Annotated in this window: 26 protein-coding genes; 9 read left to right on the top strand and 17 right to left on the bottom strand. The window is 69.2% G+C overall.

From position 1 onward, the window contains the following. Positions 1 to 2 precede the first annotated feature (2 nt). From RQG77_RS17415 to RQG77_RS17395, 5 genes are read left to right on the top strand one after another with little or no spacing between them, the layout of a single operon-like run. On the top strand, positions 3 to 401 hold the full coding sequence (locus RQG77_RS17415) for a cytidine deaminase (protein WP_042536471.1): 399 nt from the start codon (positions 3 to 5) through the stop codon (positions 399 to 401). Continuing rightward, entirely contained in the window at positions 398 to 1,690 is a 1,293-nt protein-coding gene (locus tag RQG77_RS17410) for a thymidine phosphorylase (protein ID WP_311245858.1), read from the top strand. The genes RQG77_RS17415 and RQG77_RS17410 overlap by 4 nt, the downstream gene beginning before the upstream one ends. Positions 1,691 to 1,741: 51 nt before the next feature. Further along, complete coding sequence (locus RQG77_RS17405) at positions 1,742 to 2,857, top strand: adenosine deaminase (RefSeq protein WP_311245857.1); 1,116 nt, start codon at positions 1,742 to 1,744, stop codon at positions 2,855 to 2,857. An 18-nt stretch (positions 2,858 to 2,875) separates the two neighbouring features. Then, positions 2,876 to 3,979, top strand: coding sequence for a polysaccharide deacetylase family protein (locus RQG77_RS17400; protein ID WP_311245856.1), 1,104 nt, complete (start codon positions 2,876 to 2,878; stop codon positions 3,977 to 3,979). A 31-nt stretch (positions 3,980 to 4,010) separates the two neighbouring features. Further along, positions 4,011 to 4,862, top strand: coding sequence for a PfkB family carbohydrate kinase (locus tag RQG77_RS17395; RefSeq protein ID WP_311245855.1), 852 nt, complete (start codon positions 4,011 to 4,013; stop codon positions 4,860 to 4,862). 25 nt (positions 4,863 to 4,887) lie between these two features. Here RQG77_RS17395 and RQG77_RS17390 read toward each other — a convergent pair whose 3' ends face one another. The 8 genes from RQG77_RS17390 to RQG77_RS17355 all read right to left on the bottom strand — a co-directional run bounded on the left by RQG77_RS17390 (position 4,888) and on the right by RQG77_RS17355 (position 12,640). Continuing rightward, positions 4,888 to 5,637, bottom strand: coding sequence for an alpha/beta hydrolase (locus RQG77_RS17390; protein WP_311245854.1), 750 nt, complete (start codon positions 5,635 to 5,637; stop codon positions 4,888 to 4,890). 48 nt (positions 5,638 to 5,685) lie between these two features. Continuing rightward, on the bottom strand, positions 5,686 to 6,993 hold the full coding sequence (locus RQG77_RS17385) for an NAD(P)/FAD-dependent oxidoreductase (protein WP_311245853.1): 1,308 nt from the start codon (positions 6,991 to 6,993) through the stop codon (positions 5,686 to 5,688). 85 nt (positions 6,994 to 7,078) lie between these two features. Continuing rightward, a complete protein-coding gene (locus RQG77_RS17380; RefSeq protein WP_311245852.1) occupies positions 7,079 to 8,236 on the bottom strand; it encodes a mannitol-1-phosphate 5-dehydrogenase in 1,158 nt (385 codons plus the stop codon). After that, complete coding sequence (locus RQG77_RS17375; protein WP_311245851.1) at positions 8,236 to 8,667, bottom strand: PTS sugar transporter subunit IIA; 432 nt, start codon at positions 8,665 to 8,667, stop codon at positions 8,236 to 8,238. The genes RQG77_RS17380 and RQG77_RS17375 overlap by 1 nt, the downstream gene beginning before the upstream one ends. 67 nt (positions 8,668 to 8,734) lie before the next feature. Continuing rightward, on the bottom strand, positions 8,735 to 10,366 hold the full coding sequence (locus tag RQG77_RS17370) for a PTS mannitol transporter subunit IICB (RefSeq protein WP_311245850.1): 1,632 nt from the start codon (positions 10,364 to 10,366) through the stop codon (positions 8,735 to 8,737). Beyond that, on the bottom strand, positions 10,363 to 11,988 hold the full coding sequence (ptsP, locus tag RQG77_RS17365; RefSeq protein ID WP_396653428.1) for a phosphoenolpyruvate--protein phosphotransferase: 1,626 nt from the start codon (positions 11,986 to 11,988) through the stop codon (positions 10,363 to 10,365). The genes RQG77_RS17370 and ptsP overlap by 4 nt, the downstream gene beginning before the upstream one ends. 56 nt (positions 11,989 to 12,044) lie before the next feature. Next, on the bottom strand, positions 12,045 to 12,326 hold the full coding sequence (locus RQG77_RS17360; RefSeq protein ID WP_311245848.1) for an HPr family phosphocarrier protein: 282 nt from the start codon (positions 12,324 to 12,326) through the stop codon (positions 12,045 to 12,047). Next, a complete protein-coding gene (locus RQG77_RS17355; RefSeq protein ID WP_311245847.1) occupies positions 12,323 to 12,640 on the bottom strand; it encodes a hypothetical protein in 318 nt (105 codons plus the stop codon). Before RQG77_RS17355 ends, RQG77_RS17360 begins: the two co-directional genes overlap by 4 nt. Before the next feature lie 169 nt (positions 12,641 to 12,809). Here RQG77_RS17355 and RQG77_RS17350 point away from each other — a divergent pair, with 169 nt between their 5' ends. Beyond that, a complete protein-coding gene (locus tag RQG77_RS17350) occupies positions 12,810 to 14,732 on the top strand; it encodes a PRD domain-containing protein (protein WP_311245846.1) in 1,923 nt (640 codons plus the stop codon). A gap of 34 nt (positions 14,733 to 14,766) precedes the next feature. Here RQG77_RS17350 and RQG77_RS17345 read toward each other — a convergent pair whose 3' ends face one another. Genes RQG77_RS17345 through RQG77_RS17335 form a run of 3 tightly spaced genes read right to left on the bottom strand, consistent with a single transcriptional unit; the run spans position 14,767 to position 17,536 of the window. Further along, positions 14,767 to 15,030 carry an HPr family phosphocarrier protein gene (locus RQG77_RS17345; protein WP_311245845.1) on the bottom strand — a complete coding sequence of 88 codons (264 nt, stop codon included), beginning with the start codon at positions 15,028 to 15,030 and terminating at the stop codon, positions 14,767 to 14,769. Positions 15,031 to 15,035: 5 nt separating this feature from the next. Next, positions 15,036 to 16,706, bottom strand: coding sequence for a phospho-sugar mutase (locus RQG77_RS17340; protein ID WP_311245844.1), 1,671 nt, complete (start codon positions 16,704 to 16,706; stop codon positions 15,036 to 15,038). Beyond that, positions 16,703 to 17,536: a purine-nucleoside phosphorylase gene (locus tag RQG77_RS17335; RefSeq protein WP_311245843.1), complete on the bottom strand. Its 834-nt coding sequence runs from the start codon at positions 17,534 to 17,536 to the stop codon at positions 16,703 to 16,705. The genes RQG77_RS17340 and RQG77_RS17335 overlap by 4 nt, the downstream gene beginning before the upstream one ends. Before the next feature lie 48 nt (positions 17,537 to 17,584). On the opposite strand from RQG77_RS17335, the gene RQG77_RS17330 reads away from it, so the two are divergent. Next, positions 17,585 to 19,039, top strand: coding sequence for an NAD(P)H-quinone dehydrogenase (locus tag RQG77_RS17330; protein WP_311245842.1), 1,455 nt, complete (start codon positions 17,585 to 17,587; stop codon positions 19,037 to 19,039). Positions 19,040 to 19,114: 75 nt separating this feature from the next. Here the strand turns inward: RQG77_RS17330 and RQG77_RS17325 are convergent, their stop codons facing one another. From RQG77_RS17325 to RQG77_RS17310, 4 genes are read right to left on the bottom strand one after another with little or no spacing between them, the layout of a single operon-like run. Further along, a complete protein-coding gene (locus tag RQG77_RS17325; protein WP_311245841.1) occupies positions 19,115 to 19,411 on the bottom strand; it encodes a WXG100 family type VII secretion target in 297 nt (98 codons plus the stop codon). Positions 19,412 to 19,421: 10 nt separating this feature from the next. After that, positions 19,422 to 19,853, bottom strand: coding sequence for a hypothetical protein (locus tag RQG77_RS17320; RefSeq protein ID WP_311245840.1), 432 nt, complete (start codon positions 19,851 to 19,853; stop codon positions 19,422 to 19,424). Next, positions 19,843 to 20,211 (bottom strand): hypothetical protein, encoded by a 369-nt coding sequence (locus RQG77_RS17315; protein ID WP_311245839.1) that lies wholly within the window; start codon positions 20,209 to 20,211, stop codon positions 19,843 to 19,845. The genes RQG77_RS17320 and RQG77_RS17315 overlap by 11 nt, the downstream gene beginning before the upstream one ends. Then, entirely contained in the window at positions 20,211 to 21,275 is a 1,065-nt protein-coding gene (locus RQG77_RS17310) for a hypothetical protein (RefSeq protein ID WP_311245838.1), read from the bottom strand. Before RQG77_RS17310 ends, RQG77_RS17315 begins: the two co-directional genes overlap by 1 nt. Before the next feature lie 115 nt (positions 21,276 to 21,390). Between RQG77_RS17310 and RQG77_RS17305 the strand changes: the two genes are divergently transcribed. Next, positions 21,391 to 22,272: a hypothetical protein gene (locus RQG77_RS17305; protein WP_311245837.1), complete on the top strand. Its 882-nt coding sequence runs from the start codon at positions 21,391 to 21,393 to the stop codon at positions 22,270 to 22,272. Between the two features lie 54 nt (positions 22,273 to 22,326). Here RQG77_RS17305 and RQG77_RS17300 read toward each other — a convergent pair whose 3' ends face one another. Further along, entirely contained in the window at positions 22,327 to 24,093 is a 1,767-nt protein-coding gene (locus RQG77_RS17300; protein ID WP_311245836.1) for a biotin carboxylase N-terminal domain-containing protein, read from the bottom strand. Positions 24,094 to 24,171: 78 nt separating this feature from the next. After that, a complete protein-coding gene (locus RQG77_RS17295; RefSeq protein ID WP_311245888.1) occupies positions 24,172 to 24,810 on the bottom strand; it encodes a Maf family protein in 639 nt (212 codons plus the stop codon). A 23-nt stretch (positions 24,811 to 24,833) separates the two neighbouring features. Here RQG77_RS17295 and RQG77_RS17290 point away from each other — a divergent pair, with 23 nt between their 5' ends. After that, complete coding sequence (locus tag RQG77_RS17290) at positions 24,834 to 26,063, top strand: TRAM domain-containing protein (protein ID WP_311245835.1); 1,230 nt, start codon at positions 24,834 to 24,836, stop codon at positions 26,061 to 26,063. Positions 26,064 to 26,066: the final 3 nt, after the last annotated feature.

Below are 26,066 nucleotides of genomic sequence, written 5' to 3'. Positions count from 1 at the left end.
ACATGACAGACATCGACTGGGATGAACTCCGCCAGGTCGCGACCGACGCCATGACGAAGGCGTACGCGCCGTACTCCCGTTACCGGGTGGGCGCGGCCGCTCTCGTCGGGGACGGACGCATCGTCGCCGGCTGCAACGTCGAGAACGCCTCCTACGGCGTGACGCTGTGCGCCGAGTGCGCTCTGGTCGGCGACCTGCACATGTCGGGCGGCGGCCAGCTCGTCGCCTTCGTCTGCGTCAACAACGACGGGCAGACGATCATGCCGTGCGGCCGCTGCCGCCAGCTGCTCTACGAACACGCGATGCCCGGGATGCTGCTGGAGACCGTCTCCGGCATCCGGACCATCGATGAAGTACTGCCGGATGCGTTCGGCCCCCGAGACCTGGAGGACGCCCGATGAGCGTTGAGCCCTTCGACGCCGTCGACGTGATCCGTGCCAAGCGCGACGGAGGCGTGGTGCCCGAGAAGGCGCTGCGCTGGATGGTCGACGCGTACACGCGCGGCTACGTGTCGGACGCGCAGATGGCGTCGTTCGCGATGGCCGTATTCCAGCGCGGCATGGAGCGCGATGAGATCCGCGTGCTCACCGACGCGATGATCGCGTCGGGGGAGCGGATGAGCTTCGCGACGCTCGGCAAGAAGACCGTCGACAAGCACTCCACCGGCGGGGTCGGCGACAAGATCACCCTGCCGCTCGCGCCGCTCGTCGCCGTCTTCGGCGTCGCTGTGCCGCAGCTCTCGGGCCGCGGCCTCGGCCACACGGGCGGCACGCTCGACAAGCTCGAGTCGATCCCCGGCTGGCGCGCGGCCCTCAGCAACGAGGAGATGTTCGCCCAGATGCAGGGCGACGTCGGAGCGGTCATCTGCGCCGCAGGCTCCGGCCTCGCGCCCGCCGACAAGAAGCTCTATGCGCTCCGCGACGTCACCGGCACGGTCGAGGCGATCCCGCTCATCGCCTCGAGCATCATGTCGAAGAAGATCGCCGAGGGCACCGACGCCCTGGTGCTCGACGTGAAGTTCGGCTCCGGCGCGTTCATGCAGGACATCGACCGCGCCCGCGAGCTGGCCCGCACGATGGTCGCTCTCGGCACCGACTCGGGTGTCGCCACGACCGCACTGCTCACCGACATGAACGTGCCGCTCGGCCTCGCCATCGGCAACGCGAACGAGGTTCGCGAATCGGTTGAGGTACTCGCCGGTGGCGGCCCCGCAGATGTTCGCGAGCTGACGATCGCCCTGGCGCGCGAGATGCTCGCCCTGGCCGGACAGCCGGATGCCGATGTCGAGGCCGCTCTCGACGACGGCCGCGCGATGGACAGCTGGAAGGCCATGATCCGCGCGCAGGACGGCGACCCGGATGCTCCGCTGCCGACGGCCCGCGAGACCCACGTGGTCACGGCTCCGTCCGACGGCGTCGTGTCGCAGATGGACGCGCTGCCGTTCGGCATCGCCGCCTGGCGTCTCGGTGCGGGGCGCGCTCGGGCGGAGGATCCTGTGGTCTTCGAGGCGGGCATCGATCTGCACGCGAAGCCCGGCGACCGCGTCGTGGCGGGTCAGCCGCTGTTCACTCTCTCCGCGGCTGACGAGGCGCGGTTCCCGCGGGCTCTCGAGGCGCTGGAGGGATCGTGGGCCATCGGCGACGAGGCTCCCGCCGCGGGCCCGATCGTGCGTGAACGCATCACGGCCTGATCCGCTGACCGCTAGCCTGAACTGAGCGAATCAGCGACCGAGAGGATTTTCATGTCGATCGACGCGAACGGTGATGTCACCATCCAGGGAGCATCCCTGCGCAGCCTTCCCAAGGTGTCGCTGCACGACCATCTGGACGGTGCCGTGCGCCCGTCGACGATCATCGAGCTGGCGGATGCGATCGGTCTCGAGGTGCCGGAGTCGAAGCCCGCAGCACTCGGCACCTGGATCGCGAAGAAGAGCGACTCCGGCTCGCTCGTCGAGTACCTGAAGACGTTCGATCTGACGACCGCAGTCATGCAGACGCAAGAGGGGCTGACCCGCGTCGCACGCGAGTTCGTGCAGGACCTCGCAGCCGACGGCGTGATCTACGGTGAAGTGCGCTGGGCTCCTGAGCAGCACCTCACCCGCGGTCTCACTCTCGAGCAGACCGTCGAGGCCGTGCAGCAGGGCATCGAAGAGGGTGAGGATGCCGCGGATCGCGCCGGCCAGAGCATCCGCGTCGGTCAGCTGATCACCGCGATGCGCCACACCGACCGTTCGCTCGAGATCGCAGAGCTCGCAGTGAGCTTCCGCGGTCGCGGGGCCGTCGGCTTCGACATCGCGGGCCCGGAGGACGGCTTCCCCGCCTCGAACCACCGCAAGGCCTTCGACTATCTCGCCGCGAACTTCTTCCCCGTCACGGTGCACGCCGGTGAGGCCGCAGGCCCCGCGTCGATTCGCTCGGCACTGCTCGACGGACGTGCGCTGCGTCTCGGCCATGGTGTGCGTATCGCGGAGGACCTGCAGGTCATCACGCAGGAGGGCGACGAGGTGCAGGTGCAGTTCGGCGACCTCGCCCGGTGGGTGCGCGACCGCGAGATCCCGCTCGAGCTGTCTCCGTCGTCTAACCTCCAGACCGGAGCGATCGCGGCATGGGGTGACACGCTCGCAGACCACCCGTTCGACCTGCTGTACCAGCTCGGCTTCGCCGTCACGGTCAACGTCGACAACCGCACGATGAGTGCGACCTCGCTCACGCGTGAGCTCGCGAACCTGGTCGAGACTTTCGAGTACGACCTCGACGATCTCGAGACCTTCCAGTTCAACGCCGCGGCAGCGGCCTTCCTGCCTGTCGAGGAGCGCGAGGAGCTCGTCGAGATGATCGCAGAAGGATTCGACGTCTGAGAGATGGTCAACTGAGTCATGGCTTCCGGGGGGAAGCGACGCCGAGCAGGCATCGCAGTCATCATCAGCGCCGTCATCGTGCTCGCAGGGGGTGCGGCCGCAGCATACGCGTGGGTCACCCGCGAGCCTGAGGAGGTCGTCCCGAGAACGACCGCGGCGGTCATCGAGCGTCCGCTGACAGCGGCCCAGCAGATCGTCGCCGATGCCGACGATCCGCTGGCGTGCGCCGTGAGCTTCATCGGTGACGGTGCACCGCTGGACCCGATGCTGCAGTGGCAGAACGCGCTCTACGCAGGCCTCCCGATCCCGGCGCAGGACGGACGCGTGTTCGCGGGCTGGTACGCGAGCGAGGCGGATGCGGCGGCGTTCACCGTCGCGGCACGGATCAACGGCGCCGACCCCGTCGTCTGCGTCGATCAGCAGGTCGACCTGTTCGCGGGGTGGACGACGCCTGAGGCGAACGCCGCGGCCGCCGTGCAGGTGCCGATCCTGATGTACCACCAGTTCACGGCGAACCCCGAGGGCGAGACGGGGTGGCTGCGAGGCAACTACGCGTACATCGGCGACTTCGACGCGCAGATGAACCACATCGCGACGACCGGCTTCTACCTCCCGACCTGGGACGAGCTCAGCGCGTTCATCGACGGTCGGCTCTCGCTGCCCGCGCGTTCGGTGATCATCACCGACGACGACGCCGATCAGACGTGGTTCGACCTGGCCGTGCCCGTGGTCGACAGGTACGGGCTGCTCTCGACGTCGTTCATGATCACCGCCTACCGTCAGGATCCGCCTCCCTCGATCTACGTGCTGCGCCGCTCGCACACGAACGACATGCATCAGGCCGGCGAGAACGGCAAGGGCCGGATGACGAACTGGACGGCCGACGAGATCGCCGCAGACCTCAACGCCTCGGGCGATGTGCTCGGCGTGCGCGAGGTGATCGCCTATCCGTTCGGTCACTACAACGACACCGCGAAGCAGGGCGTCGCCCAGGCCGGGTTCGAGATGGCCAGGACGATCGAGCCCGGCTACGTCGAGATCGGGACGGACAAGCTCGCGCTGCCCGTCGTCCGCATCGACTACGGCATGGGGCTGGACTCACTGATCAAGCGGATCGGCTGAACAGGCGCTCGGGCGCGGCATGATGGAGCCCATGACCGCATCCGTCTTCATCGCGGGCCCTGTCTCGTGGAACTCGATCGTCGTGCTCGACAGGCTTCCCGAGCCCGTACCTCACATGCAGTTCGCCGAGGAGAGCTGGGAGACCGTCGGAGGCACAAGTGCGGGCAAGGCTCTCAGCCTCACGGCTCTGGGCCGCCCGACGCTGCTGTATGCGCTGACGGCTGCGGATGAGCCGGGGGAGCGCGTGCGCGGCGCGCTCGGTGGGGCAGGCGTGCGCACGCTGTGGGGTGAGGGCGATGCCACCGAGCGACACCTCAACCTCATGACAAGAGAAGGCGGCAGGGTATCGCTCTACCTCGCGTCGCCGTCGGCCTCGGACGGAGCCGATGACGGCGCGATCGAGGCAGCGATGGCCGCATCCGACGTGATCGTGCTCGATCTCGCCGCGGAGCCGCTGAGGCTGCTGCCCGCGGCGAGGTCCACGGGTCGCCCGATCTGGGTCGACGTGCACGACTACGACGGGGAGGCCGACTTCCACCGTCCGTTCCTCGCCGCGGCCGACGCGGTGTTCTGCAACGCCGACCGGCTCGACGACCCGGTCGCGTTCCTCCGCTCGCGCATCGAGGCCGGGGCGTCGCTCGCGGTGTGCACTCTCGGCGCCGAGGGCGCGGTGGCGATCGATGCCGACGGTGCGGAGCACCGGGTGGCGGCGGCGCCCGCCGACGTGGTCGACACGAACGGCGCCGGTGACGCATTCCTCGCGGGTGTGCTCGACGCCCACCTCGAAGGTCTCGACGTGCCCACAGCGCTCGCGGCGGGGGCACGGACGGCATCCCTCGTGCTCGGCACCAGACACCTGCATCCGCTGCTCGAGCGCGACTGACGTCCTGCCCCTTCCGCCGGTTCGATCAGCGCGGCGGCAGCTCGGCCATGAAGGAGTTCAGGATCTCGGCGACCTGGGCGTGCATCTCTTCGTCCGTGATCGTCGGCTCGCCATCGCCCGACTGGGGGCCATAGTCACCGAAGGACGCGTGCGATGCGCCCTCGACCTCGACCATCTCGGCGTCAGCCGGGAGCAGGTCACGGGCCGCGTCGACCTTCTCGGGCGTCGACAGGCCATCCTCACTGCCCGAGATGCTCAGAACGGAGAGGTCGGTGTCGGAGACGTCGTTCGAGCAGTACGACCCGAACAGAACGAGCGCCTCGGCGTCTGCGGCGAGCTGGCATGCGCGCACGCCGCCGAGGGAGTGTCCGCCGATCGCCCAGTCGTCGATGTCGGGCGCAGCGGAGGTGAAGGCGTCGAGCCCGCGCAGGTCGAAGAATGCGAGGTTCAGCCACGGGCGCGTGATGACCACCGTGACGCCCTCCTCGGCGAGGCTCTGGAGGATCGCGGCGTACGCCCACGGGTCCACCTTCGCCCCGGGGATGAACACGAGACCCGTCTCGGACTCGCCATCCGCAGGCGTGAGCACGATGCCCTCATCGGCATCTTCGACGTGGATCGCGGGATTCTCGCGGACGCTCGCCAGGGGTGCCTTCTCGGCGGGCATCACCCCGATCTGGCTCCAGGCGACGATGCCGCCGACTCCGAGCACGAGGACGGCGACGAGCCCCCAGACGATCACCTTCAGGACACGACGGCCACGCTTCTTCTGCACAGGATCAACGTTAGGGCCTGCGCATGTGAACAGCCTCGGGGCCGAGGATCACCCGCGACCGTGAGGCACGGGGCTCTCGAGCGCTTCCCGCTCGCGGCGGACCGCAGCGCGGTAGGCGTCCTTGTTGACGTAGTAGGCCATCCGCGCGAGCCCGAGGTAGCGGTAGCCGCCGGTGAGGTCGGGCCACGGCTGCGTGGTCACCCGCTCGCGGAACCGTGCCGCGTTCGCGGCATCGTGCTCCACGGCATCGAGATAGCCGGCCAGCAGGTCGGCCTGCTCGTAGCGGCCCTGCCAGCCGATGCCGGAGGCCTCGATCATGCCCATCACGTACAGGCCGTTGAACGAGGCGGGGAAGACGTTGAGGAACAGTCGGGGCGCGGCACCCTGCCACTGCAGATGCCGTCGATCGACGAACGGGTAGTCGAGGGTGTAGCCGGTCGCGAGCATCACGAGGTCGTAATCGTCGGCCGTGCCGTCCCGGAACCGCACTGTCGATCCGTCGAAGCGGTCGATGTCCGGCCGGATCCGCAGATCACCCTGCCCCAGGTGGTTGAGGACCATGGTGTTGACGATCGGGTGCGATTCGTAGATGCGGTAGTCCGGCTTCGGGAACCCGAAGTGCACGGGGTCGCCCGTGAACGCCTTGAGCACACGGCTGTCGACGGCCTGCTTGATGCGGGCGGGAAGCGGTCTGCCCTGATTCAGCGTGTCGCTGGGCCTTCCGAACAGGTAGCGCGGCACGAAGTAATAACCTCGGCGCACGCTCATGTCGACGGAGGCGGCATGGTGCACGGCGTCGACCGCGATGTCGCATCCGGAATTGCCCGCACCGATCAGGAGCACCCTCTTGCCGGCGAGCTGCGAGGGAGACCTGTAGGAGCTCGTGTGCATCAGCTCGCCGCTGAAAGCACCGCGGAAACGCGGGATGTTCGGTTCGGCCAGAGTGCCGTTCGCGAGCACGACGCCCGCATACCGATGCGTCTCCTCGCCCGACGGCCCTGCGCACGTGAGATCCCAGCCGCCGTCTCGCGGCTCGAGGCGGGTGACCGTGGTCTCGAACCGGAACAGCGCGGTGAGCCCGAAGTGCTCGGCGTAGTCCTCGAAGTACTCCCGCAGCACGCGGTGGCCCGGGTAGTCGATCGTCGAGCGCATCGGGAACTCGGTGAACTCGGTCGTGGTGCGGGAGGAGATCAGGTGCGCGGACTCGTACATGGTGCTGCGCGGGTTGTCGATGTCCCAGAGTCCGCCGACGCCCGATGAGGCCTCGTACCCGTCGATGCCGATTCCGCGCCTCGTGAGCGCGCGGGCGGCAGCGAGTCCTGACGGCCCCGCGCCGATGACGGCGTATCTGTTCATGCTGCTCCCGCACCTCGCTGTGCGCGCACCTGCGCCCTCCGCCGATCGTATCGGCAGAGGGCGCAGGTGACGCGTGCGGCGACGCTCAGGAGGCGTGCAGCGCCGTCTGGCGCGCGACGACCGCATCGCGGATCGCGGGGAACAGCGGATGCTCGGGGTCGAGGCCCGTCGTGCGCGAGGTGAACGCGAGAGCGTCCTCCGTGCGCAGGAGCTCCTGCAGCTCGACGGCCTGCTCGTCGTCGGGCTCTTCGAACTCGAGCGCGGCGGTGACGGCGCCGACCAGCGCGACCGTGGGAAGACCGCGCTCGGCTGCCATGGCGGCGGGGCCGATGAACCGCTCGTGTCGCGAGATCTTGCGCAGCGGCTGTCGGCCGACGCGCTGGACCGTGTCGACGAGGGCAGGGTTGCGGAACCGCTCGAGGATCGTCGCACGGTACTCGGCGAGGTCGGTGGGGTCGAGCCCGTGCTCGGCCACCAGCACCGAGGAGGTCTCCTCGAGGGCCGCCGACACGCGAGCCGCGATGTCGGGATCGGCGAGAGCATCCGAGATGCGCTCGATTCCGGCGCGGGCGCCGAAGTACGCCGTGGCCGCGTGGCCCGTGTTCACCGTGAACAGCTTGCGCTCGATGTACGGAGCCAGGTCATCGACGAAGTGCGCTCCGGGGATGCTCGGCAGCGTGCCGCCGAAGGCTCCGGATTCGATCGCCCACTCGAAGTACGGCTCGACCGTGACATCGACGCCGCCGTCCGCGGGCTGGCCGGGGACGATGCGGTCGACGGCGGTGTTCGCGAACACGGCGCGCGAGAGCAGCTCGGCGGCATCCGCTCCTGCGGCCTTCGCGACCTCGGCGCGCAGGGTGTCGGTCGCGCCGATCGCGTTCTCGCAGGCCATGACCTGCAGAGGTGCGGAATCGGGGGAGCGGCGTCGAAGGCCCTCGACGATCGTGGGGGCCACGAACCGCAGCACGGTCGGCCCGACAGCGGTGGTGGCGACGTCCGCGGTCGCGACCTCGTCGGCCACGGCATCCGGATCCGTCCTGCTGTTGACCGCGCGGAAGCCGGTCACGACGTGATCGGTGCCACCGGGGCCGGCCTCGTGCACGATGTACGAGTCGACCGCGTTGATCGCATCGACGAGCGCGTCGGCGACGTCGGAGAAGACGACCTCGTAACCGCCCTCGTGCAGCAGGAGCCCGACGAAGCCCCGACCGATGTTGCCCGCTCCGAAGTGGACGGCCTTCATCAGTCGTTCACCGCCGAGAGCAGTGCGTACAGCTCGTCGGGGGTTTGCGCGGCGTTGAGCTTCGCGACGTCGTCCTCGTCGGAGAAGAGGATCGCGATCTGCGACAGGATCTCGAGATGCTCGTCGCCGCGGCCGGCGATGCCCACCACGAAGGTCGCGGGCTCGCCCGCCCAGTCGACGCCGCCGTCGTATCGGACGACCGACAGCGCGGATCCGAGGATCGCGTCCTTCGTGTCGTTGGTGCCGTGCGGAATCGCCAGACCGTTGCCCATGTAGGTCGACACGGTCTCTTCGCGCTGACGCATCGCGTCGACGTAGGCGGGAGTGACGGCGCCGGCCGACACGAGGATGTCTGTGGCTTCCTGCAGAGCGGCATCCCGGGTGCTGCTGCCGGTGTGGATGCGGACCTGGTCGAGGGTGAGAACGCTCATGGTGATTCCTTCTTTCTGAGAATGTGGGGGCGGGGCGGATGCCGTGGCATCCGCCCCGCCCGGTCTGTCATGCGTCGGAGTCGCGCTGCCCGCGCACCATCTCGACGACCTCTTCGTACTTCGGAGAGTTCATGAAGTTGTCGACCGACACATGGACGGAGTTCGGCGACTGCGCCTTCGCGCGGTCGGTCAGCTGCTGCTGTGTGATCACCAGGTCGGCGCTGCCGTCGAGGTTCGCGATCGCCTGATTGGTGACCGTGACCCCGTCGATCTCGGCCTTCTTGAACTTGTTGCGCAGCACGCTCGCGCCCATGGCCGAGGAGCCCATGCCGGCGTCGCACGCGAACACGATGTTCGCGATACGGCGGTCGGTGGCGACTCCCACCCCTGCGGCTGCGGCGCCTGCGGCACCCGCACCGGATGAGGCGCGGAGCGCGTCCATCGCGGCGGAGGACTTGCCCTTGTTCGCCTCGGTCTGGGCGATCGCGTCGCCGAAGCTGTCGCCCTCTGCGGCGAGGTCACGCTTGCGCGAGGCCCGCAGAATGACTCCGGTGATGAGGAAGGTGACGACGGCGGCGATGACGACCGAGAGGTACACGACCAGCAGGTTGCCGACTCCGGGGCCGACAGCAGCGGCGGTGACGGCGATGATGCTGCCGGGGGCTGCGGGGAAGGCCAGCCCGCCACCGAGGACCATGTTCGTCGTGACACCGGCCGCGCCACCCGCGATCAGCGCGAGGATGGTGGTCGGCTTGCTCAGCGCGTACGGGAAGTAGATCTCGTGGATGCCGCCGAAGAACTGGATGATGGCAGCTCCCGGCGCGGAGGCCTTCGCCGCACCGACGCCGAAGAAGGTGAAGGCGAGCAGCAGGCCGAGACCCGGACCGGGGTTCGCCTCGATCAGGAACAGGATCGACTTGCCGGTCTCCGCGGCCTGCTCGATGCCGAGCGGCGTGAACACGCCGTGGTTGATGGCGTTGTTGAGGAACAGCACCTTGGCGGGCTCGACGATGATCGAGACGAGCGGGAGCAGGTTCAGCGAGACGAGCCAGTCGACAGCGCCGCCGAGGACCGCGCTGATGCCGAGCATGACCGGGCCGAAGGCGAAGAAGCCGAAGATGGCGAGGAGCATGCCGAGGATTCCGGCCGAGAAGTTGTTGACGAGCATCTCGAAGCCGGGGCGGATCCTGCCGTCCCACAGCTTGTCCATCTGCTTGGTGATCCAGGCCGCGAGCGGTCCCATGATCATCGCACCGAGGAACATCGGGATGTTCGTTCCGACGATGACGCCCATCGTGGCGATCGTCGCCACGACGCCGCCGCGCTCGCCGTAGACCATGCGGCCGGCAGTGTTGGCGATCAGCAGAGGCAGGAGGTAGGTGACCATCGGGCCGACGAGGCCCACATAGCCGAAGAAGTTGCCGTCGGCGCCTTCGGCCACCGCGGTCATCGCGCCCTGCCAGCCGACGATCGCGGAGTCTCCGCCGCCGCCGACGATCTCGGCGACCGGGTACCAGTGCCAGCCGAACGGGCTGTCCGCGCCGAAGAAGCCGGCCGGAATGAACAGCATGGTGATGAATCCCCACGCGATGAACGCGGCGATGTTGGGCATGATCATGCCCGAGAGGAACGTGCCGAAGCGCTGCACGCCCGTTCGGAGGCCGCCTGCCTTCGTGGCGGCGGGTGACGTCGTCGTCATGATGTCGTCTCTTTCTGGTGAGGGGGAAGGGTTGCTGTGGCATCGGCCACGGCGAGGCGGGCTCCGGCGGCGTCGTCGGCCGCCAGCGCCAGTTCGGCGAGGTTGCGGGCCTCGTCGAGGGTTCGGGTGGAGAGCATCTGGCGCACGTCCGCGAGCGCCGATGGAGCCATCGAGAGGCTCGTCGCGCCGAGGCCGACGAGCACCACGGCGAGCATCGGGTCTGCCGCTGCCTCGCCGCAGATCCCGACCGGCTTTCCGAGGCGGGCGCCTGCCGCACCGACTTCGCGCACGAGGCGGAGCACGGCGGGGTGCCAGGGGTCCTGGAAGCCGGCGACAGAACCCAGCATGCGATCGGCGGCCATCGTGTACTGGGTGAGATCGTTCGTGCCGATCGACGCGAAGTCCGCGTGCGCGAGGATTCGGTCGGCGAGCAGCGCGCTGGACGGAATCTCGACCATGACGCCCGCGGTCTTGAGGCCGTATTCGCGAGCGAGTGCAGTGAAGTACTGCGTCTCCTCGACGGTCGCGACCATGGGAGCCATGACCCAGAGGTCGGCCGAGGTCGCGGCATCGGCCTCGGCGAGAGCGGTCAGCTGCTCGCGCAGGATGTCTTCGCTCGCGCGCAGGGCTCGGAGGCCGCGGAGCCCCAGCGCCGGGTTCTCCTCGTGTGCGTCGTTGAGGAAGGCCAGGGGCTTGTCGGCCCCGGCGTCCAGCATCCGCACGACGACCTTCTTGCCCGGGAAGGCCGCGAGCAGCTCCCGATACGACTCGCGCTGCTGCTCCACCGTCGGTGCCTGGGCCGACGAGAGGAACAGGAACTCGGTGCGGAACAGCCCGACGCCCTCGGCCCCGCGTTCGACGGCATCGGATGCGTCTGCAGGTTTCCCCAGATTCGCCAGCAGCGGGATCAGCGTGCCGTCGGCGAGGGCGCCGGGAGTCAGTGGTGCGTCGTCCGCAGAGCGTCGGGCGGCGGCGCGCTGCTCGGCGCGCTCCTTCTCGTCGTCGGTCGGGTCCAGGGTCACGAGTCCGGCGGCCGCATCGACGATCACCGACTGACCCGTGGCGAGTGCGGATGCCGAGGCCGCGCCGACGATCGCGACGATGCCCTTCTCACGGGCGAGGATCGCCGTGTGCGACGTGGGTCCGCCGTCGAATGTGATGAGGGCGAGCACCTGATCGAGGTTCAGCAGCGCCGTGTCGGCCGGAGCGAGGTCACGGGCGACGAGGACGAACGGATGCCCGGGGTCGGGCACGCCGGGCGCATCCACGCCGCGAAGGCGTGCGAGCACCCGCTGGGCGATGTCGTCGAGATCGGCCGCGCGCTCGCCGAGGTAGCCCCCGACCGCCTCGAGCGTGGCGCGGAAGCCGGCGAAGGCGTCGTGCACGGCCCACTCGGCGGTGGCGCCGTCATCGATCCTCGCGTCGACCTCGTCCTGCAGTGTGGGGTCTTCCGCGATCATCGCCTGGGCCTCCAGCACCTCCTGGGCCGAGCCTCCGGCCGTCTCGCCTCGGGCTGTCAGCTCCTGAGCCACCGCGGCGACGGCCTCGCGCACCCTGGTGCGCTCGGCATCGATGCCCTGCGTGCTCGGTGTGTTCTCCGGAGCGGGCAGCGCCTCGGTCATTCGCACGACGACGCCCTGGGCGACGCCGAGACCGATCCCGACCCCTCGCAGTTCGCTCACGCGCCGGCATCCTGATCGTGGTCGGTCGTCAGCAGCTCGGTGAGCGTGTCGAGGACTCCTTCGGCGCTGTCGCCGTCGGCGGTGAGCGTGACGTAGTCGCCGTGTTCGATCGCGAGCGCGATGACGCCGAGGATGCTGGCCGCGTTGACCGCCTTGCCGGAGTCCTTCGCGATGGTCACGGGGATGCCGGAGTCCTTCGCCGCCTGTGCGAACAGCTTCGCGGGGCGGGCGTGGAGTCCGTGGGATGAGCCGATGCGTACGGTGCGGGAGACGGTCATGATGTTCCTTTCGGGGTGGTCCTGGCGTCGGCGAGGATCGAGCGGGCGAGCGCGAGGGTGCGGGTGCCGTCGCGGTCGGCGAAGACGTCCTCCGGGAGGACGACCACGGGCACGGCGGCCACATCGCGGATGGCGTCGAGGCGGTCGGCGAGGTGCGGGCCGACGAGGACGAGGTCGTGATCGCCGCCGGTGACGGAGTGCTCCATGCCGGCTGCCGCGTCCCAGTCGAGACCGGCGTTGGAGGCCGCTCTGCGCAGTCGCTGTGCGACGAACGTGCTCGACGCGCCGGCGCCGCACACCACGAGGATCTTCATCGATGCCCACTACCTTTCCTGAGAACAGTCTGGGAACTGGCGCGGGCGCTCGCCAACAGGTTCCTTTCCGCCCCTGCGGAACATCGGTTTCGGAGCGGCGCCACGCGCTTACTGACATCATGGGAATCACGTCAGGACAGTGCAGTCGGCACGGAGGAGGGGGAGGATCATGTCGCGTCAGCGCCAGGACCAGCTCCTCTCGACCCTGCTGCGCCAGGGCGACTGGGCGACCGCCGCGAGCCTCGCCGATCAGCTCGGGGTCACCCCCCGCAGCATCCGCTCGTATGTGGCGGCGCTGAACGCCCGGACGGGTGGCGCGGACGCGGTGGAGTCGGGGCCCGCCGGCTACCGGGCGGGCTCAGCCGCGCGCGATGCGCTGCGAACCAGGCAGGGTGGCGAATCCGCCCCCAGAGACCGGCTGCACGGCATCGTCCGCACCCTGCTCGACCTGCCGGGCGGCGTCGACGTGTTCGCGATGGCCGACGAGCTGCATGTCAGCGAGGCGACCCTCGAATCGGACCTCTCCCGGGTCCGCGCCCTGCTGGAAGGCACCGAGCTGACGCTGGAGCGCGACCGCGAGATCGCGCGCCTGCGCGGCAACGAGGCGGCACAGCGCCGGCTTCTCAGCCGGCTCGCGCACGACGAGATGGACGCCGCGTCCTTCCACCCCGAGACCTTCCGCCGGGCCCTCGCCGGCACTGCCGTCGCCGCCGGCTCCGTCGCCCCCTTCAAGTCCGAGCTCGTGCGCGAACTCGGCGAGCTGGGCTACTACGTCAACGAGCTCGCGATCTCGGACGTCCTCCTGCACATCGCGATCGCCGCCGAGCGGGTCGCCGCCGGTCACTCTCTCGAGGCCGGTCCCGCCGGCGCGCGCGAGGAGATCCCGCGAGTCGGCGCGATCATCGCCCGCCTCGCCCAGGAGCACTTCGCCGTCGCGCTGGGCGACGGCGACAGCGGTCACCTGGCCTCCCTCGTCCTCACACGAATCGTGGCCCCGGGGGAGGACGCCGCCGGCGACGTCGCTCGCAGCGGCGTCGCTCCTGCCGTGGAGGCCGCGGTCCGCGCCGAGATCGCCCGGGCGGCCGACGACTTCCAGGTCGATCTGGTCGACGAGACCTTCGTGCTCCGCCTCGCACTGCACGTGCAGAACCTGCTGCGCCGTGCTGAAGAGAGCGCCCTCACCCGCAATCCGCTCACGAGATCGCTCAAGACCTCCTATCCGATGATCTTCGAGGTGGCAGTGTCGATCGCGAGCGGTCTGCACGACCGGCTGGGGACGCCCATCCACGACGACGAGATCGCCTACATCGCGATGCACGTCGGCGGACGGCTCGAGCGCAGCCGGAAGGCCGAGTCGATCCTCACGGCGACCATCGTCTGCCCCGGGTACTACGAGCTGCATGAGCTGCTGCGCTCCAGCGTCGACCGCTCGCTGGGATCCGCCATCGAGGTCACCAGTGTCGTCACGAACGTCGACCCGGAATGGGCCTCCTTCGACACCGATCTGGTGCTCAGCACGATCGAGCCGGGTGCGACCGGAGACCGGTTCGTGCGCATCCAGCCTTTCCTCACCGATGCCGACATCGATCGCATCCAGCAGGCCGCGGCACGGGTCAGAAGAGGGCGGCGCCTGACGCGCCTGCGCGCGGAACTCGCACGGTACTTCGTCGCGGATGCGTTCGTCTACCCGCTCCCGGACGAGGGCGAGGAGGCGATCATCCGTCGCCTCGGCGGACTCCTCGTGACCGCGGGGCTCATCGGCGAGGACTACGTCGAGAACACGATCCTGCGAGAGCGGATGTCGTCGACGGCGTTCACAGACTCCCTCGCCGTGCCCCACGCGCTGCAGATGACGGCGTCGAGAACCGCGATCGCGATCGGCGTCGCCGACGGGTCGGCGGCGTGGGGCGAGGGCCGGGTTCAGGTGGTCGCCCTCGCCGCGTTCAGCGAGAGCGACCGTGCCGCATTCCAGACCGTCTTCGAGCAGCTCGTCGAGGTGTTCAGCGAGCGCGACAGCGTGCAGCGCATCCTTCGCCGGGGCACCAGCTTCGAGGCGTTCCTCGACGAGCTCGTCGCCGTGATCGACGGCTGACCGCTCAGGCTCAGGCTCAGGCTCAGGCTCAGGCTCAGAGCCGAGGGTTGAGCACGCCCGCCAGGGTGTCGAGCACGGAGTCGGCATCCGCCGACTCCGCCGTCTCGAGCACCACGGCGTCGCCGGGCGCGAGCGCGAGGTCCATCAGCGCGAGAACGCTGCTGAGGTCCACGACCGCGCCCGACGACGTGCGCAGGGTCACCGCGTGCGGGTGCGCCTGCACGACGCGCACCAGCTCGGCGACGGGGCGCGCGTGCACCCCGTTGTGCGCGCTGATGACGACATGTCTTCTCGGCATGCGACCTACGAGCGTTCTTCCAGGAGGGTCCGCACGGCGGCCTCGAGTTCGCGCACGATCTCGGCGGCGCGTGCAGCCGACTCGGCCTTCGCGTCGATGTAGACCTTGAGCTTGGGCTCGGTGCCGCTGGGCCGGACGATGATCCGGGATCCGTCGGTGAGGCGGAAACGCAGCACATCTCCGGAGGGCTGTCCGGGGTCCGCCTGCAGCAGATCCTCGGCCGAGGCGACGGTGTCCCCGCCGAACTGCGACGGCGGCAGCGTGCGCAGCGACAGCATCACTGTGCCGATCACCGAGAGGTCATCGACGCGCACCGACACCTGGCCGCTGGCGAAGTGGCCGTAGGTGTCACCGAGCTCCGTCAGGAGATCGGCCAGCGACTTGCCTCGCTCGTGCGCCTCGGCCGCGAGACCGAGGATCGCCACGGCGGCCGAGATGCCGTCCTTGTCGCGGACGGTCTCGGGATTCACGAGGTAGCCGAGGGCCTCTTCGAATCCGAAGACGATCCCAGGGGCTCGCGAGATCCATTTGAAGCCCGTGAGCGTCTCATGGAAGTCGAGTCCGTGGTGTGCCGCGACCGCGCCGAGACCGGGGGACGACACGAGCGAGCAGGCCAAGGACGCACCGAGTGTGCCCGCGGCCGCTTTCGCCGCGCGCGCTCCGAGCAGGAGGCCCACCTCGTTGCCGGTGAGGCGACGCCAGCCGTTCTCGGACGACGCATCGGGGATCGCGACGGCGAGGCGGTCGGCGTCCGGATCGTTCGCGAGGATGAAGTCCGCCTGCACTCGCCGGGCCCGGGCGAACGACAGATCCATCGCCCCCGGTTCCTCCGGGTTCGGGAACGACACCGTGCGGAACGTGGCGTCGGGCTTCAGCTGCTCTCCGACGACCATCGGCTGAGGGTAGCCGGCGGCGGCGACGATCTTCGACAGGGTCTCCCATCCGACGCCGTGCATCGCGGTGTACACCCACCGGATGTCCGATGCGGATGCGGGAGCGGGCGCCACAGCGGCGGTCGCTGCGACATAGGCGTCGACGACGTCCTCACCCGCCGTCTCGTAGACGGTCGACCGGGGGAGAGCGCTGACGTCATCCGCATCGGCGATCCGCTGGATGTGCGCGGCGATCTCGGCATCCGCCGGTGCGACGATCTGCGAGCCCTGATCCGCGCCGCCCAGGTACACCTTGTAGCCGTTGTCGTTCGGGGGATTGTGCGATGCCGTCACCATGACCCCGGCATCCGCCCCGAGGTGCCGTACCGCGAACGCGAGCACCGGTGTGGGCAGAAGGCGGGGGAGGAGGATGGCGCGGAGCCCGGCGCCGGCGAACAGCTCGGCGGAGTCGGTGGCGAACACCCGCGAGTTGCGGCGCCCGTCGTAGCCGATGATCACGGTCGGGGTGCCGCCGTGCGCCCGCTCGCGCAGGTACGAGGCGAACCCGGCCGCCGCCTGGGCGACGAGCACGCGATTCATGCGGTTGCTGCCGGCCCCGAGAGCGCCGCGGAGCCCTGCGGTGCCGAACGCGAGGCGCGCGCTGAAGCGATCGTCGAGATCGGCGATCGCTGTCTCGTCGCCGCTCGCTGCGCGGGTGATGACCGCGGCGAGCTCGTCGCGGGTCTCATGGTCGGGGTCCTGCCTCATCCAGGCTCGGGCCTGTGCGAGGCGCTCGTCACTCACAGCGCCTCGACCACTCGGGCCAGCAGCGCCGAGATCACAGGCTCCGCCTCGCGGCCGGCCTCGATCACCTCAGCATGGCTGAGCGGCGTCTTCTGAATGCCGGCGGCGAGGTTCGTGATGAGCGAGAAGCCGAGGATCTCCATGCCGGCTTCTCGTGCGGCGATCGCCTCGAGGGCGGTGGACATGCCGACGATGTGGCCGCCGATGTGCTTCGCCATCTGCACCTCGGCCGGCGTCTCGTAGTGCGGGCCGCGGAACTGCGTGTAGACGCCCTCGTCGAGCGAGGGGTCGACGCTGCGAGCGATGTCGCGCAGGCGCTTCGCGTAGAGATCGGTCAGGTCGATGAAGGTCGCGCCCTCGAGCGGAGAGTCGGCAGTGAGGTTGATGTGGTCGCTGATCAGCACGGGCTGTCCGGGCGTCCACGTCTCGCGGATGCCGCCGGCACCGTTCGTGAGGACCATGATCTTTGCCCCCGTGGCCGCGGCGGTGCGGACCGAGTGCACGACACGGCGGACGCCGTGGCCCTCGTAGTAGTGGGTGCGGGCGCCGATGACGAGCACGTTCTTGCCGTCGGGGGTGCGGATGCTTCGGAGAGTGCCGACGTGGCCCTCGAGAGCGGGCTTCGAGAAGCCTGTGACCTCGGTGGCGGGGATGGTCGCGATGGTCTCGCCGATGATGTCGGCGGCCTTGCCCCAGCCGCTGCCGAGCGTGAGGGCGATGTCGTGCTTCTCGACTCCGGTCAGGCGCGCGATGTCGGCGGCTGCGTCGGCTGCGACCTCGAACGGGTTCGCATTCGGGTCGTCGAGGGGGTTGCTGTGTGTTTCAGGCATGGATCCACTCTAGGAAGGTGCAGGCTCAGGGGCCAGGATTGCGGAAGAATGGAGATCATGTCTTCCACCCCTTTTGAGCGCACTCAGCGCGTCGCCGTCCTCGGTGGCGGTCCCGGCGGTTACGAAGCGGCACTCGCAGCCGCTCAGCTCGGAGCCGAGGTGACCCTGGTCGAGCGCGTCGGCGTGGGTGGTGCGGCAGTGCTCACCGACGTCGTCCCCTCGAAGAGCCTGATCGCCACGGCGGATGCCGCGGTCGCGATCTCCGAGGCCTCGGATCTCGGTGTGCAGTTCTACGCCAAGGGCGAGCACGGCAAGCCGCTCAAGCCCGAGATCGCGATCAACCTCGCCGCGGTGAACAAGCGCCTCATCGCCCTCGCCGGCCAGCAGTCCGAGGACATGCGCACCACTCTGCTCGAAGCCGGTGTGCGCATCCTCTCGGGACACGGCAGGCTCGAGGGTCCGAACGCGATCATCGTGTCGACGGGGCAGCAGGGCACCGACTTCGACCGCGTCGAGGCCGACACGATCATCGTCGCGGTGGGCGCTTCGCCGCGTGAGCTGGACTCGGCGAAGCCCGACGGCAAGCGCATCCTCACCTGGACGCAGCTGTACGACATGAAGGCGCTGCCCGAGCACCTCATCGTCGTCGGCTCCGGTGTGACCGGCGCCGAGTTCGCCTCCGCCTATATGAACCTCGGCGCGAAGGTGACGCTCGTCTCCAGCCGCGACCAGGTGCTGCCGGGCGAGGATCAGGACGCCGCACGCGTGCTCGAGAAGGTCTTCAAGCGCGGCGGCATGACGGTGCTCTCAAAGGCGCGAGCCGAGAAGGTCGAGGTCACCAAGGACGGCGTGACCGCGACGCTGTCCGACGGTCGCACGGTCGACGGCAGCCACTGCCTCATGGCGGTGGGGTCGATCCCCAACACCGCGGGCATCGGCCTCGAGGATGCGGGAGTCGAACTCGACGAGACCGGACACGTCCGCGTCAACCGCGTGGCTCGCACGTCGGTGCCGAACGTCTACGCCGTCGGCGACTGCACGAACTTCTTCCCACTCGCATCCGTCGCGTCGATGCAGGGGCGCACAGCGGTGTTCCACGCTCTGGGTGACATCGTGATCCCGCTCGAGCTGATCAAGATCACCTCGAACATCTTCACGGCTCCCGAGATCGCGACGGTCGGCTACTCCGAGAAGGATGTCGAAGACGGCGTCGCGGACGGCCTGGTCTTCAAGCTGCCGCTGGCCGCGAACCCGCGCGCGAAGATGATGGGCATCAAGGACGGCTTCGTGAAGCTGATCGCACGCAAGGGCTCGGGCACGGTCATCGGCGGCGTGATCGTCGCGCCGAAGGCCTCCGAGCTGATCTACCCGATCGCGGTCGCCGTCGAGCGTCGTCTGACGGTCGACCAGGTCTCGCGAGTGTTCGCGGCGTATCCCTCGCTGTCGAGCAGCATCACCGATGCGAGCCGGGCGATGCACCTCGTCAACGCGAACATCTCGTAGCTCATCGGGATGGCCGCACCGCGGCCGGTACCGTCGTCGGCGATGACGGTACCGGCGCGAGTCGGATTGCTCTTCTCAGCGCGCCCAGACGGCGGCGTCGCGGCGATCCTGTGTACGGAAGCTGTTGTTGCCCCGATGGGCGATCGCGGACAGCGCATGTGCGATCGCCGTCATCTCGCGCATCGACTGGTGCCATTCGCGCTGCGCCACACGATAGGCGACCTGCGCCTCTCCTGACCACTGCCAGGACAGCGCGTCCGCGGCAGCCTCGAGTCGATCGAGTTCAGCGTCGATCTGCCTCACGCGCTCCGAGATCTCGGTGCACGCGTCGTCGACGCGGTCGTGCTCGAGCGAGATGATTCGACTGTCCATTCCACTCCCCTCAGAAGTCGTTCTGTGCTGTGCAGGTCAGTTCGCCGTCGATCGTCGCCGACGTCTCGAGTTCGGCCGGATACCCCTCGGAGGACGTGCCGATTCTGGCTTCGGCGTCGTCGAACGTCACCGCGCCATCATGCTCGAACACTTCCGTCGTCAGCAGCCACCGGTCGTCTCCGAGGCTGACCCAGGTGATCGCGTCCTCAGCGCCGGAGATGGATGCGGTGAACGCCGAGAGCTCGCCGACACGGTCCTGGCTGCTGGATGCGGTGAATCGATCGCCCGAGGTGACGCACTGCAGATCGGAGACCGAGACGGTCTGCCCTTCGCCTCCTTCGACCTGCACGGTCAGCGTCGATTCCGCGGGAGGTGAGCAGCTGCTGAGGGCGATCACGGCGAGTGCCGTCGCGACGACCGCGAGCGCGCGCTCAGCGCGCACGGTCGTCACCCGAACCGGTCGAGTCGGAGCGGTCGCCCGGTCCGTGCAGGAAGGCTGTCCGCACGGCTTCTCGCTGCTCGTCGTCCATGTCGGCGAGAGCGGCCTTGAGCAGGCGACCCGCCTCTTCCATCCGGGCGGCGAATGCCGGGGTCTGGGCGACGTCGCGGAGAGTCGCGCGTCCGGCGAGCGCAGCCTGAGCGCGATTGCGCACCGACTCGTCCATCTGCGGATCGCGGCTCAGGCGTGCGAGCAGTTCGCGGGCGCGGAGGTCAAGGGGGCTTCCGGCCTGGGCGGTGCCGAGCACGCGGGGCTGGCCGGGGACTTCGCCTTCGGGAGAAATCGTGGGGTCGTCGCTCATCAGTTCACCTGCGCATTGTCGTATCCGACGGGGAGGGGGAGGTCGGTGCCGCCCGCGAGCAGCGAGCTCAGCACTCCCACCGACGCGTTCAGGGCATCGAAGAAGGTCAGCACGGACTGCACGGTGTCGTAGGCGGACTTGGCGAGCCACAGGGCGTATCCGATCTCGATGCCACCGCAGAGGTAGCCGAGGATTCCACCGACGACCGTCTCGATCGTCACTGTGCCTGCCGCGATGCAGACAGCGGCGATGAGTGCGGCGTCGAGGATCTTCGAGAAGATGCCGCTCACGAGAGCAGCCGTGCTGATCATGCCCCGCGCCACCATCTCGAACTCCGGTCCGAGCTCGGCGATCTTGGTTCCCGCTTCGCGGAGGAGATCCGCCAGTTCGGTGAAGAACGCGTTGGCGGCTGTCGCCGCTTCCCCGGTCCAGGATCCCGCGGTCACGGCCATCTCGTAGGCCACGTTGTCGCCCTGGGTGCCGGTGTACGCGCCGAGCTTGCGGAGCGAGTCGGAGACTTCATACAGCTTGTTCCAATCGCCGCTGAAGTTCTTGGAGATGACGTCCAGGTAGTTCCAGTCGAAGATCCAGTCCAGCACCTGGGCCAGCACCGACGACGGGCTCAGCCAGTCGGTCGTGAGGATGGTGGAGACCAGATCCTCCGGCGTCTCCGTGGCCGGAGGGGACAGCTCGTCCGCTGCGTTGTGGGGCGAACCGGACGATGCGTCGTCCGCCGATGTCGTTGCGCCGCTGCCACCCCCGCCGGGATAGCTCCGGTCGAGGTCGGCTTCGATCGCGTCGTCGAGTTCGAGTGACCGGGTCGCCGTGCCCTGCAGCTCGGTCGCGGATGCGGTCAGCGCGGTGTTCAGCGCGCCGAAGTAGCTGTTGAGCGCCTCCACCGTCTCGTTGGCCGCGAACAGGGCCTTCGAGTAGACGAAAGAGGTGTCGAGGTACTCGAGCGTGATGTGGTCGGAGGTGTAGGTCGTGGCGGTGGCCGTCGATCCGGAATCGTCGGTCAGCGCGCTCGCGTGCGCCGTGAGTCGCGCGGGGTCGATCCGATACATGCGATCCTTCCTCGGTTGTGGTCCGGCGATCAGCCTACTTCGAACGCGCTGCGATAATGGTGGCCATGCCGCCTGCTGTCGCTGAAACACCGCTCCTCGTCGAGGAAGGGATGCTGTGACGGATTCGTTCGCCTCGCCACGGGTGCAGGGATGGCCGGCGAAGTGGGGTGAACGTCGACCCGGACGCAACACCGGCATGTTCTGGCTCGGCGTCGTCCTCTTCGCGGGCGCGGCCGCCATGATCGGATTCTCGGGCGGCGCCGCCGGCCCGCTGTGGTCGGGTGCGTTCGTCGCGCTGTTCGGTCTCACGGCCCTCGCCGTCGCTGCCCGCAGACCTTTCGTCGAAGGGCGCGCGCGTCTGGTCGACGCGGCGACGCTGACGCGCGGGCGGATAGGAAGCCCGGATGCACGCGTGCACTTCGTGCCGGAGCGGCGGCCTGGCGTCGTCACCCTGACGCTGTGCGTCGCGTGGGCCGTCGTGCTCACGGCCGCGACGATCGTGGCGATCGGGATCGGGCTGACCGGCAGGCCCGAGGCCTTCCTCGGAGTAGCAGTGCTCGCGGCGACCGCCGCGCTGTTCGTCTACACGGCCGTGCGCGCAGCCATCACGCAATACCGCTCCGATTCCTTCGGCCGTCGACCGATGGGGCTGGGCATCGGCCACGACGGGGTGCTCCTGATGCGTGTCACCGAGACCCTGTACGTGCCGTGGAGCGCGATCCGCCGCGTGGAGCCGGACATGACCGAGCCTCGACGCGGCATGGACGCGCTCCCGCTCGTCAGACTCCGCGTGGATCCGAGTCGCGTGACCGCATCCGACGGGATGCGTGTTCCCGCCACGGTGACCGTGGCCCCGGCGATGTTGAAGACGCACCCGCAGGTCGTCTGGTCCGCGCTGCGGGGGTTGCACGATTCGCCGGCGGCACGCGCTGCTCTCGGCACACCGACAGGGCAGCGGATGTTCGACGAGTGGTGCGCATCTGCCGCGGCGGACTGAAGGAATGACGAAGGCCCCGCCTCGAGGCGGGGCCTTCGTCGTGACTCTGTGCGATCAGCTGATCGTGAGCAGCTGGTGGCCTGCGGCGACGGTCGCACCGGCAGTGGCCGCGATGCTGCCGACCGTGCCGTCCTTGTGCGCTTGCAGCGGCTGCTCCATCTTCATCGCCTCGAGGACGACGACGAGGTCGCCCTTGACGACCTGCTGCCCCTCTTCGACGGCGACCTTGACGACGGTGGCCTGCATGGGCGACTTCACGGCGTCACCGGATGCGCCTGCGCTGACCGAGGTGGCGTGGCTGCGACGAGACGGCGGCACGGCGGCCGGTCGTCCGGCGGTTCCTGCGGCGACCGCGACACGGTCGGGCAGGCTCACCTCGAGCCGCTTTCCGGCGACCTCGACGACCACGGTGTGGCGGTTCTCGGCGGCGGCGGGAGACTCGAGCTCGCCGTCCCACGCGGGGATGTCGTTCTCGAACTCGGTCTCGATCCAGCGGGTGAAGATGCCGAACTCGCCGTCGTCGGCGGTGAAGGCAGGGTCGCGGACGACCTTGCGGTGGAACGGCAGAACGGTCGGGAGCCCCGCGACCTCGAACTCGTCCAGGGCGCGGCGCGAGCGCTCGAGCGCTTCGGCGCGGTCCTTGCCGGTCACGATGATCTTCGCGAGCAGCGAGTCGAACGCCCCCGAGACGGAGTCGCCTGCGGTGACGCCGGAGTCGAGACGGATGCCGGGGCCGCCGAAGGTCTTGAAGACGTGGATCGGGCCCGGCTGGGGAAGGAAACCGCGACCCGGGTCTTCGCCGTTGATGCGGAACTCGATCGAGTGTCCGGTCGGCTTCGGGTCGTCGTAGTCGATGGTGCCGCCGGCGGCGATGCGGAACTGCTCGCGCACCAGGTCGATGCCGGTGACCTCTTCGGAGACGGGGTGCTCGACCTGCAGGCGGGTGTTGACCTCGAGGAACGAGACGGTGCCGTCGGCGCCGATCAGGAACTCGCAAGTGCCTGCGCCGACGTAGCCGACCTCCTTGAGGATGGCCTTCGACGCCGAGTACAGCAGGTCGTTCTGCTCGTCCGTGAGGAACGGTGCAGGCGCCTCCTCGACGAGCTTCTGGTGACGGCGCTGCAGCGAGCAGTCACGGGTCGAGATGACGACGACGTTGCCCTCGGAGTCCGCCAGGCACTGCGTCTCGACGTGGCGGGGCTTGTCGAGATACTTCTCGACGAAGCACTCGCCGCGGCCGAAGGCCGTGACGGCCTCGCGGGTCGCGGATTCGAACAGCTCGGCGACCTCGTCGAGCTCACGGGCGACCTTGAGACCGCGTCCGCCGCCGCCGTAGGCGGCCTTGATCGCGATCGGCAGACCGAACTCCTTCGCGAATGCGACGACCTCGTCGGCACCGGCCACGGGGCCGGGGGTTCCGGGGGCGAGCGGGGCGCCCACCTTCTCGGCGACGTGACGAGCGGTGACCTTGTCTCCGAGCGCCTCGATGGCCTCTGGCGAGGGGCCGATCCAGGTCATTCCCGCACCGATCACGGACCGTGCGAACTCGGCGTTCTCGGCGAGGAAGCCGTACCCCGGGTGCACGGCATCTGCGCCGGCACGGCGGGCGATCGAGAGGATCTTCTCGATCTGCAGGTAGGTCTCGGCGCTCGTCGCTCCGCCGAGGGCGTAGGCCTCGTCGGCGAGGCGGGTGTGCAGAGCGTCGCGATCCTGGTCGGCGTACACGGCGACGGAGGCGATCCCCGAGTCGCGAGCGGCACGGATGATGCGGACGGCGATCTCGCCGCGGTTGGCGATGAGCACCTTGGCGATATCAGGCATGGTTGCCAGCCTAGCGAGAAGGCCCCCGATCTCTTTGACGACTCTCCACAAGAAAGAGAGAGAAACGTCGACGAGACCCTACGACCAGAGGTCGGTCCACGCGACGCCCAGCTCCGTGGTCAGGCGTCGTACGGTCGACAGCGACATCCCCACGACGGTCGACGGATCGCCGTCGACACGGGTGATGAAGGCTCCGCCGAGGCTGTCGACCGTGAATGCGCCCGCGACGTGCAGGGGCTCGCCGGACGCGACGTAGGCGGCGATCTCGGCATCCGTGATGTCGTCGGCGAACGTCACCGCCGCTTCGGCGGTCGCGGTGGCCTCGACGGGGGTGACACCGGGGGAGACCCGGAACACCGAATGGCCGGAGTGCAGGATGCCGGTGGCGCCGCGCATCTCGTGCCAGCGCCGGGTGGCCTCCTCCGGCGTGTAGGGCTTGCCGTACACGCGGCCCCCGAGCGCGAACATCGAGTCGCCGCCGATCACGATGCCGTCGAAGAGGCCTTCCGAGGCGAGCTTGTGCGCGACGTCCGCGGCCTTCGCACGAGCGAGGAGCAGCACGAGCTCCGTCGGGGGCAGGTCGGCGCCGCGCGCGGCTGCGGCGAGGGCGGCCACGGCATCCTCATCCACATCCGGCGACTGCGTGAGGGGCTCGATTCCGGCCTGCCGCAGCAGCATCAGACGGGCGGGGGAGGTGGAGGCGAGGCAGACGCGCATGTGCACCACCGTATCCTCGAAGGATGACTTCTTCTCCAGCCCTGCTCGATCTGGACATCACCGGCATCGCGCACGGCGGTACGTTCATCGCCCGCCACGAGGGACGCGTCGTCTTCGTCTCCGATGCGATCCCCGGAGAGCGGGTGCGTGCGCGGCTGACCGAGGACTCGACGGATGAGTCGAAGAGCTTCTGGCGCGCGGAGACGGTCGAGGTCCTCGAGGCGTCCCCGCACCGTCGCCCGCACATCTGGTCGGAGGCCGACGTCTCGCGCGCGCCCGAAGACCGCCCGGGAGGTGCGGACCTCGGGCACATCGACCTCGTGCATCAGCGGGTCCTGAAGCGTCAGGTGCTGACCGAGGCCCTCGACCGTTTCGCGGGTGCGGGTCTCGAGGCCCCCGAGATCGAGGCGGTCGACTCCTCCGATGGCACCGGATGGCGAACCAGGGTCACGCTGCACGTCGACGATGACGGACAGGTCGGGCCCTACGCCGCTCGCAGCCACCGCGTGATCCCCGTCGGCTCGCACCCGCTGGCGCGTCCGTCGATCGCCAGGGCCGCGCTCGCGCTCGCCGGCGGCGAAGCAGGCAGTGTCGACCTGGTCGAACCCGGCGACGGCAGGGTGCGGATCATCCGTCGCGAACGCCTCGATGCGCGCCCCGCGCGAGGGCAGGGTCGGCGTCCCGCGCCCGAGGTCGTCTACGAGCAGGTGGGCGACCGGCGCTTCCAGGTCGATGCCGGCGGCTTCTGGCAGGTGCATCCGCGCGCCGCATCGGTGCTCGACGGTGCCGTGTACGGCATCCTCGACGGCCATGTCGATCCCGAGAAGAAGCACTTCGATCTCTACGGAGGCGTGGGACTCTTCGCCGCATCGCTCGCGGACCTCGGCGGCACCGACATCGTCACGGTCGAATCCAGCAGGCGCGCGACGGCTCATGCGCAGCAGAACCTCGCGCAGCTCGGCGTCAGCGCGGTCACCGCGCGTGTCGACCGCTACATCGCGGGAGCTCCCGCGGGAACGAAGGCGGGTGCTGTGGTCCTGGATCCGCCGAGAGCCGGTGCCGGACGCGCGGTGGTCGATGCGCTCGACGCGCTCGCACCGGAGGCGATCGCCTACGTCGCCTGTGACCCGGTCGCACTGGCGCGCGACCTCGGCACCTTCCGTGAGCGAGGGTGGAACGTGGGGGCTCTCCGCGGTTTCGATCTGTTCCCGCACTCGCATCATTTCGAGGTCGTCGCTCTGCTCACACGCTGACGG

Origin of the sequence: Microbacterium sp. WCS2018Hpa-23, assembly GCF_031843845.1 — a bacterium.
Lineage (GTDB): Bacteria > Actinomycetota > Actinomycetes > Actinomycetales > Microbacteriaceae > Microbacterium.
Note: the sequence above shows the minus strand (reverse complement) of the source record. Positions and strands in the feature narration are given on the sequence as shown.